The following is a 7,210-nucleotide window of genomic DNA, read 5'->3' on the forward strand; positions in this document are numbered from 1 at the left end:
AGGTGCACCCGGATGGGCAGGGCCCCGGCTCGGCAGCGCCAGACCCGGTTGGGGTGGCCTCGGACGAGGTGGCCCCGGACGAGGTGGCCTCGGCGGGGCCGGACCTCGGTGCGGTGACGGCGGCCACGGTCGGGCCCGACTTCGGTGTGGTGACGTCGCCCACGGCGGGGGAGTTGGGTGAGGCTGGGGACGTACCCCGGCGGCAGCTGGCGGGGCGGCGGCGGGCGACGGCCGCGCCGGAGCCCGCGCCCGAGCTGTCCGACGCCGAGCTGCGCGGCGCGTTGGAGGCGATCCTGCTGGTCGTCGACGAGCCGGTCAGCGAGCTGGTGCTGGCCCAGGTGCTGGAGCAGCCCGCCGAGCGGGTCGGGCCGATGCTCGACGAGATCGCCGCCGGTTACACATCGGCCGGGCACGGGTTCGAGCTGCGCCGGGCGGCCGGCGGGTGGCGGCTGTACACCCGGCCGGAATACGCTACATACGTTGAGCGGTTCGTGCTGGACGGGCAGTCCGTGCGGCTGACCCAGGCGGCGCTGGAGACGCTCGCCGTGGTCGCCTACAAGCAGCCGGTGACCCGTTCGCGAATCTCAGCCATCCGGGGTGTGAACTGCGACGGGGTCATCCGTACGCTGGTCACCCGTGGCCTCGTCGAGGAGTGCGGCACCGAACAGGACAGCGGGGCGTTCCTCTACCGGACCACCACGTTGTTCCTGGAGAAGCTCGGGCTGAACACCGTCGACGAGCTGCCGCCCCTCGCACCCTTCCTGCCCGACGACGTAGAAGAGCTTGCTGATGCGACCCGATAACCGTTCCCCCAAACCCGACGCTCCCGTCTACGAGGGGGCTGAGCGCCTGCAGAAGGTGCTCGCCGCCGCCGGCGTGGGTTCCCGGCGTGCCTGCGAAGACCTGATCTTCCGCCGCCGGGTCACGGTGGACGGGCGGGTCGCCAAGCTCGGCGACAAGGTCGACCCGGCTACATCCGTGATCCACGTGGACGGGGAGCGCCTCCAGGTCGACATTCGCCTGGTCTACGTGGCGATGAACAAGCCGCGCGGGGTGGTCACCACCATGGCGGACGACAAGGGACGAAACGAGCTCGCGGACTTCATCGGCGCGCGGCTGGAGCAGCGGGTCTACCACGTCGGGCGGCTCGACGCGGACAGCGAGGGGCTGCTGCTGCTCACCAACGACGGCACGCTCGCGCACAAGCTCATGCACCCCTCGTACCAGGTGCTGAAGACCTACCTCGCCGAGGTGGTCGGGCCGATCCCGCGCAACCTGAGCAAGCGGCTGCTGGCCGGCGTCGAGCTGGAGGACGGGCCCGTCAAGGTCGACTCGTTCCGGGTGGTGGACACGCTGGGCAAAAGCGCCCAGGTGGAGCTGAGCCTGCACGAGGGGCGCAAGCACATCGTCCGGCGTCTGATGGAGGAGGTCGGCCACCCGGTCACCCGGTTGGTGCGTACCTCGATCGGCCCCATCCGACTGGGTGACCTGCGGACCGGGCGGATCCGGCGGTTGACCAACGCCGAGGTCGCCGCCCTGTTCAACGCGGTGGGTGACTGACCCCGGAGTTCGGGGTACGGCAGCCGGTAGGCTCCACCGACGGCCGGGACGCGGCCGCCCGGGTGGCGTGGGTCGCCTCCGGCGGCGTCGCGCGCGGGTTCGCCAGACGACCCGGGCATGATTGATGACGATTGACAACCGCTTGCGGCGCCAGCTCACCGGGCGATCCGTGAGGTACGGGCTGAGGAGGACACGGTGGAGGAAAACGTACGGTTCGGGCGATGTGTGGTCGCTGTGGACGGGCCGTCCGGTTCGGGTAAGTCCACCGTGTCGCGGCGGCTCGCCGCCGGCATCGGTGCGCGCTACCTGGACACCGGGGCGATGTACCGGGCGATCACGTGGGCCGTGCTGCGCTCCGGCGTGGACCTCACCGACGCCGCGTCGGTGGCGAAGGTCGCCGGCGAGGTCGACCTGCGCATCGGCACCGACCCGCAGGGGTACGGCGTGACCGTCGACGGGGTCGGCGTGGACGCGGAGATCCGCGGCGCCGAGGTGACCGGGGCGGTTTCCGCCGTCGCCGCCGTACCGGCTGTTCGTGAGCTGCTCGTCGGCCGGCAGCGCGAGATGATCGCCAACGCCGGTCGGATGGTGATCGAGGGACGGGACATCGGCTCCGTCGTGGCGCCGGACGCCGACCTGAAGGTCTTCCTGACCGCCTCCGAGGCGGCCCGCGCGGCCCGGCGCAGCGCCGAGGACGCCGCCGACGTGGCGGCCACGGCCGCCGACCTGGCCCGGCGGGACCGCCTCGACTCGACCCGCAAGGTCAACCCGCTCGCCCAGGCGCCCGGCGCGGTGGTGCTGGACACCACCGAGCTGGGCATCGACGAGGTCGTGGCGCGGATGCGCGACCTGCTCACCGAACGGGGCGTTGCATGAGTAGCGCGGTTGTGTCTCATGGCGGTCCGGAGCGAAGCGGAGGAACGGCGTGAGCAGCGATTCAGGCGGTTGGGTGGAACTGCGGGAGCCCGACGTCGCCGTCGAGGAACCCAGCGGCCCACAGCCGGTGGTGGCCGTGGTCGGCCGCCCCAACGTGGGCAAGTCGACCCTGGTCAACCGGATCATCGGCCGCCGGCAGGCGGTCGTCGAAGACGTCCCCGGCGTGACCCGCGACCGGGTCCCGTACGACGCGCAGTGGAACGGCCGGGCGTTCACCGTGGTGGACACCGGCGGCTGGGAGCCGGACGCGAAGGACCGGGCCGCGGCCATCGCGGCGCAGGCCGAGACGGCAGTCGTCACCGCCGACGTGGTGCTCTTCGTGGTCGACGCGATGGTGGGCTCCACCGACGTGGACGAGGCCGCGGTGAAGATGCTGCGGCGCAGCGCCAAGCCGGTGATCCTGGTGGCCAACAAGGCCGACAACAACTCCATCGAGATGGAGGCCACGTCGCTGTGGTCGCTCGGTCTCGGTGAGCCGTTCCCGGTGTCCGCGCTGCACGGACGCGGCTCCGGCGACCTGCTGGACGCCATCCTCGCCGCGCTGCCGGAAGCACCGGCGATCGTGGAGAACCGTCCGCGTGGTCCGCGCCGGGTAGCGCTGGTCGGGCGGCCGAACGTCGGCAAGTCCAGCCTGCTCAACCGGTTCTCCGGCGAGGAGCGGGCGGTCGTCGACTCGGTGGCGGGCACCACTGTGGACCCGGTGGACAGCCTGGTCGAGATCGGCGGTCAGACCTGGCAACTGGTGGACACCGCCGGGCTGCGTAAGCGGGTCGGTAAGGCCAGCGGCACCGAGTACTACGCCAGCCTGCGCACCGCCGGCGCGATCGAGGCCGCCGAGGTGGCCGTGGTGCTGCTGGACTCCAGCGAACCGATCAGCGAGCAGGACCAGCGGATCCTGTCGATGGTGACCGAGTCGGGCCGGGCACTGGTCATCGCGTTCAACAAGTGGGACCTGGTCGACGCCGACCGTCGGTACTACCTGGACAAGGAGATCGACCGGGAGTTGCGCCGCATCCCCTGGGCGCTCCGGCTGAACCTGTCAGCGATGACCGGTCGTGCCGTGGACAAGCTGGCCCCCGCCCTGAACAAGGCGTTGGCCAGCTGGGAAACCCGCGTGCCGACCGCGCAGCTCAACCAGTGGCTGACCGCGCTGGTGCAGGCCACCCCCCACCCCGTGCGTGGTGGACGGGCGCCGAGGATCCTGTTCGCGACGCAGGCCGGTGTGGCGCCGCCCCGGTTCGTGCTCTTCACCACCGGCCCGCTCGACGCCGGCTACCAGCGCTTCGTCGAGCGCAAGCTCCGCGAGGAATTCGGGTACGAGGGCAGCCCGATCGAGATCTCGGTCCGCCCGCGTAAGAAGCTCGGCCCCGGCGGCCGAGGCAAGGCGCACGGCTGACGCGGTCCAGTACTCGCAGAAATGCCGGATGGGCCCCTGCCCATCCGGCATTTCTCTGTCCACCCACCACCCCACCCTCCTAGGACGCCTTAGGGGTTGTGCGGTGATTCGCCTACCCCGCAACGCCGGTGGGGCCTGTGCGGGGGACCCGAGGCTGCTGCGCTAAGCTGTACCGGCTGCCGCGGGGGAAACCGCGCGGAGGCGGGACGTGGCGCAGCTTGGTAGCGCACTTGACTGGGGGTCAAGGGGTCGTCGGTTCGAATCCGGCCGTCCCGACAGACAAAAAGCCCTGACCAGCGGAAACGCTGGTCAGGGCTTTAAGTTTGTCTATGGGGTTTTGAACCGCCCCCCGAAAACCCCCCGTTTACTGGGGTCGGCAACCAGGTTCGTCATCCGTGCGCATCATGGGCAATGCGGGGTGCGGGACGCCGCCCGCGGTCGGTGCCGAGTCGCTCGAGGATGTCCGAGACGTCCGGGGCTTGGGCGGGCTTGGCGATGTAGTACGTAGCGGTGACCTCCTCGCTGGAGTGTCCAAGCTGTGCTGCGGCGCTTTTCGTGTCGGTCTCTTCCTTGATGAGGGTGGCCACTGTTTTGCGGAAGGTGTGGGGAGTGACCCAGGCGAGGTCGGTGTCAGCGCGAGCCTCACGCCACTGACGGCGGACGTTGTTGGGCGACAGCCAGGTACCGCGTCGGGAGGCGAAGATCGCGTCGTGGGGGTTGTCCGCGGCGACGAGCTTGCGGGCCATGATCATGCCGACGGCGAACCGGGGCAGCACGACCATCCGCCAGCCGGCGTCGCTCTTGGTCCAGGGTTGGCGGAAGTGACCCTGGCCTTTGACGAAGACGAGCGTCCCGCAGATCGTCAAGGTGGGGCGTGCGGCGCCGAGGTTCAGGTCCTCCCATCGCAGGGCAAGGATCTCGCCGATGCGGGCGCCGGTGGCGAGCATCAGGTCGACGACGTCGGCCAGATCGCCACTGTGCCGTGGTCCGGGCTTGCCGGGGATCGGTCGCTGCCAGTCGCGGATCGCGGACCGGACGGCCTGGAGGTTTTCGTCGGTGAGGGCGACGACGGTGCGGCGGGGTTTGCGGAGCCGGCCGGTGTCGCGTACGGGGTTGGTGGGGATCGCCCCGTGGCGTACGGCCAGGGCGAACATCTGGCTCAGGACGACTTTGGCGCCTTTGGCTGCCGACGGACGATCCTTCGCGATGTCGCGCAGGAACCGATCCAGGCGCCCGACGCTGGCTTCTCTGATTCGGAGGTTGCCCAGGGCGGGCAGGATCGCGTTGCGCGCGCTGGTCTCGTATCGCTGGATGGTTTGTGGTGCGATCCGTTCCTCGGTGGTGATCTCTTCGATCCACAGGTCGGCGAGTGTGCTGACGCGGGTTTCCCGGGTGATCTCGTCGTCGTTGGGGGTGGTGCGGTCACGTAGCTTGACCTTGAGGGCTCGTTCGGCGGCGGGGCCGGTGGTGGCGGTGGCCTCGATGTCGCGGGTCTTGCCGTCGTAGTCGCGGAACCGCGCTCGTGCGCGGAACCGGTTGGGTCCGAGTTTCTGGGTGCGGATGTTGCCCCAGGTGCCGATGGGTAGTTCAGGTCGGGCCATGGGTCAGCGCTCCGCGTCGGTGTGGTCGTCGAGCCAGCGTTCGACTTCGCTGCGCCGGTAGCGCAGGGTGTTGCCGACGCGGATGGCGCGGGGTCCCTTGCCTCGGCTGTGCCAGGCGTAGAGGGTGTTCTTGGGCTTGCCCAGCCAGGCGGCGACGTCGTCGATGCTCAGGAGAGGGTCTGGCCGCCATTGCGGGGCGGCTGAGCCGTTCATCGCCGGCCCAACGTGTTGGTGGAGCCGGGCAGTCGGCGCCGCGTGACGCGGCCGGCAGGTTGCCGCCCACCTGGCGGCGCGGGATCGTGGGCGGTGCGGGGGCGGCGGGGCGTGCATGGATCGGGCGTCCTTTCAGGATTACAGTCTGATTGGTATCGGGAGTCACTGGCACTGTCGCTGCCATACACGGTCGTGGGATTCATTGACTGTGGATGTTCATCCACCCGTTTTGTTCGTGTGGTGTCAAGCCTCTCGTTGGTTTCTGTCACGGCGAGATGCTGCGAGCATTGCGGTTCAGCTGGGCGGAAGTCCTTGCTCTGAATATCGAGGCTTGACGCCGGCGCATGGCGGGTGCCTGCCAAGTCTCCGCTGAGCAATGGTTTGGCATTACTGGATTCCGCACGAGGCTGAGGTGCGTAGGAGTTTGTAGAGCAGGTCGCAGGGCGCATCCGCTTGGCCCGCTTGACACCAATGCGGACTCGGAAGGTTTTGAACGGTCCCATGTTGTGGCCTTTCGGGTGAGGGGTGATGGCCGCGCTCGCCTCGCTAGCAGGGCACAACGGCGTTTCGTATGTCTGCCAGCGCGGCCGAGTTGGAGGATCCTGAGATCGGCGCGCCGGCCGGGTTAATGGCCCGTGCGTCGGGAGTGCTGGCCGGCTCGAAGTCTCGTGGCGTGTGGGCCACTCGAAGTGGATCCCGTCTCGGGCTCGGTCAGTCATCATGATGGCCGATCTGAATGGTCAGGATTGCTGGTGCACTTCGACGATTTTGGAAATTCTTCCGAAAAGGAGAGTGCCGGTTGAGCCTTTCGCTCAACCGGCACTCTCCTGCTGCTCTACGTCTCACCTTTTATGGGTGTGGCATTTCGCTTGCCTCCTCCTCGGTGGATGGTGTCAGGAGCTCTCTGGTCTTTTGTCGACTTTGGTGGACTGCCGGCTTGGTTACCGGGACGTGGCTCTGTAGATGAGCTCGGACGAGCAATGGGTCGAGTTGGTCGATGATCTGCCGCTCGCCGACGTAGATGCTGCGCGGATGGTCGATGCGAACCGCGTCGTTGTCATCGGCGCCGTAGGTGCGGTGGTAGCGGCCCGAGGGGCTTCGCGGTTTTTCAGCCGCCCGGACGGTCGGTGAGGCGGCGCAGCGCTGTTCCTGGCTGGGGGAAGGCGAGCCGCAGCGTGTGTGCGGTGAGTCGGATGCCCCACCAGGTGAGGGCGGCGAGGTAACCGACGATGAGGGCGCTGGTGGTGTCGACGGTGAAGACGAGGGCGTAGCCGATGGCGAGGCCGGGTGCGGTGATGGCGCGGATCGTGCGGCTCCGGCTCATCGTTACGGCGGTGGCTATGCCGACGAGGGCTGCGCCGATGCTGCCGGCGATGGGGGCGATGGTGTTCGTGGAGATGGGTGTGGTGAGGGTGAGTGCGGCGCGCATGAGGTAGATGCCCGCGGTGGCGGTGATCGCATGGGTGATGGCGGGGCGGGTCATCGCGAGCCAGGTGGGTCTGTC

At 69.0% G+C, this 7,210-nt stretch carries 7 protein-coding genes and 1 tRNA gene; 5 read left to right on the forward strand and 3 right to left on the reverse strand.

From position 1 onward, the window contains the following. Positions 1–2: 2 nt before the first annotated feature. The 5 genes from scpB to DLJ59_RS11285 all read left to right on the forward strand — a co-directional run bounded on the left by scpB (position 3) and on the right by DLJ59_RS11285 (position 4,168). Positions 3–803 (forward strand): SMC-Scp complex subunit ScpB, encoded by an 801-nt coding sequence (gene scpB / locus DLJ59_RS11265; RefSeq protein WP_124772448.1) that lies wholly within the window; start codon positions 3–5, stop codon positions 801–803. Further along, the gene (locus tag DLJ59_RS11270; protein ID WP_124772449.1) at positions 790–1,560 is read left to right on the forward strand and encodes a pseudouridine synthase; all 771 of its coding nucleotides are present in this window, start codon (positions 790–792) and stop codon (positions 1,558–1,560) included. Before scpB ends, DLJ59_RS11270 begins: the two co-directional genes overlap by 14 nt. A gap of 195 nt (positions 1,561–1,755) precedes the next feature. Beyond that, positions 1,756–2,436 (forward strand): (d)CMP kinase, encoded by a 681-nt coding sequence (gene cmk / locus DLJ59_RS11275; protein ID WP_124772450.1) that lies wholly within the window; start codon positions 1,756–1,758, stop codon positions 2,434–2,436. A gap of 49 nt (positions 2,437–2,485) precedes the next feature. Continuing rightward, positions 2,486–3,892: a ribosome biogenesis GTPase Der gene (gene der / locus DLJ59_RS11280; RefSeq protein WP_124772451.1), complete on the forward strand. Its 1,407-nt coding sequence runs from the start codon at positions 2,486–2,488 to the stop codon at positions 3,890–3,892. Positions 3,893–4,094: 202 nt separating this feature from the next. Beyond that, positions 4,095–4,168: transfer RNA gene (locus tag DLJ59_RS11285), tRNA-Pro, on the forward strand. A gap of 113 nt (positions 4,169–4,281) precedes the next feature. Here DLJ59_RS11285 and DLJ59_RS11290 read toward each other — a convergent pair. The 3 genes from DLJ59_RS11290 to DLJ59_RS11300 all read right to left on the reverse strand — a co-directional run. Beyond that, positions 4,282–5,493, reverse strand: coding sequence for a tyrosine-type recombinase/integrase (locus DLJ59_RS11290; RefSeq protein WP_124772452.1), 1,212 nt, complete (start codon positions 5,491–5,493; stop codon positions 4,282–4,284). Between the two features lie 3 nt (positions 5,494–5,496). Then, a complete protein-coding gene (locus DLJ59_RS11295) occupies positions 5,497–5,706 on the reverse strand; it encodes a helix-turn-helix transcriptional regulator (protein WP_124772453.1) in 210 nt (69 codons plus the stop codon). Between the two features lie 1,108 nt (positions 5,707–6,814). Further along, positions 6,815–7,210: hypothetical protein (locus tag DLJ59_RS11300; protein ID WP_208648635.1), on the reverse strand; the 396-nt coding region annotated here is incomplete at its 5' end.

Origin of the sequence: Micromonospora inaquosa, from assembly GCF_003857055.1 — a bacterium.
Classification (GTDB): Bacteria; Actinomycetota; Actinomycetes; order Mycobacteriales; family Micromonosporaceae; genus Micromonospora; species Micromonospora inaquosa.

Excerpts from the sequence above, each read along its gene's own strand:
- DLJ59_RS11270 (WP_124772449.1), top strand. The coding sequence starts at position 790 with ATGCGACCCGATAACCGTTCCCCCAAACCCGACGCTCCCGTCTACGAG.
- DLJ59_RS11290 (WP_124772452.1), bottom strand. The coding sequence starts at position 5,493 with ATGGCCCGACCTGAACTACCCATCGGCACCTGGGGCAACATCCGCACC.
- DLJ59_RS11295 (WP_124772453.1), bottom strand. The coding sequence starts at position 5,706 with ATGAACGGCTCAGCCGCCCCGCAATGGCGGCCAGACCCTCTCCTGAGC.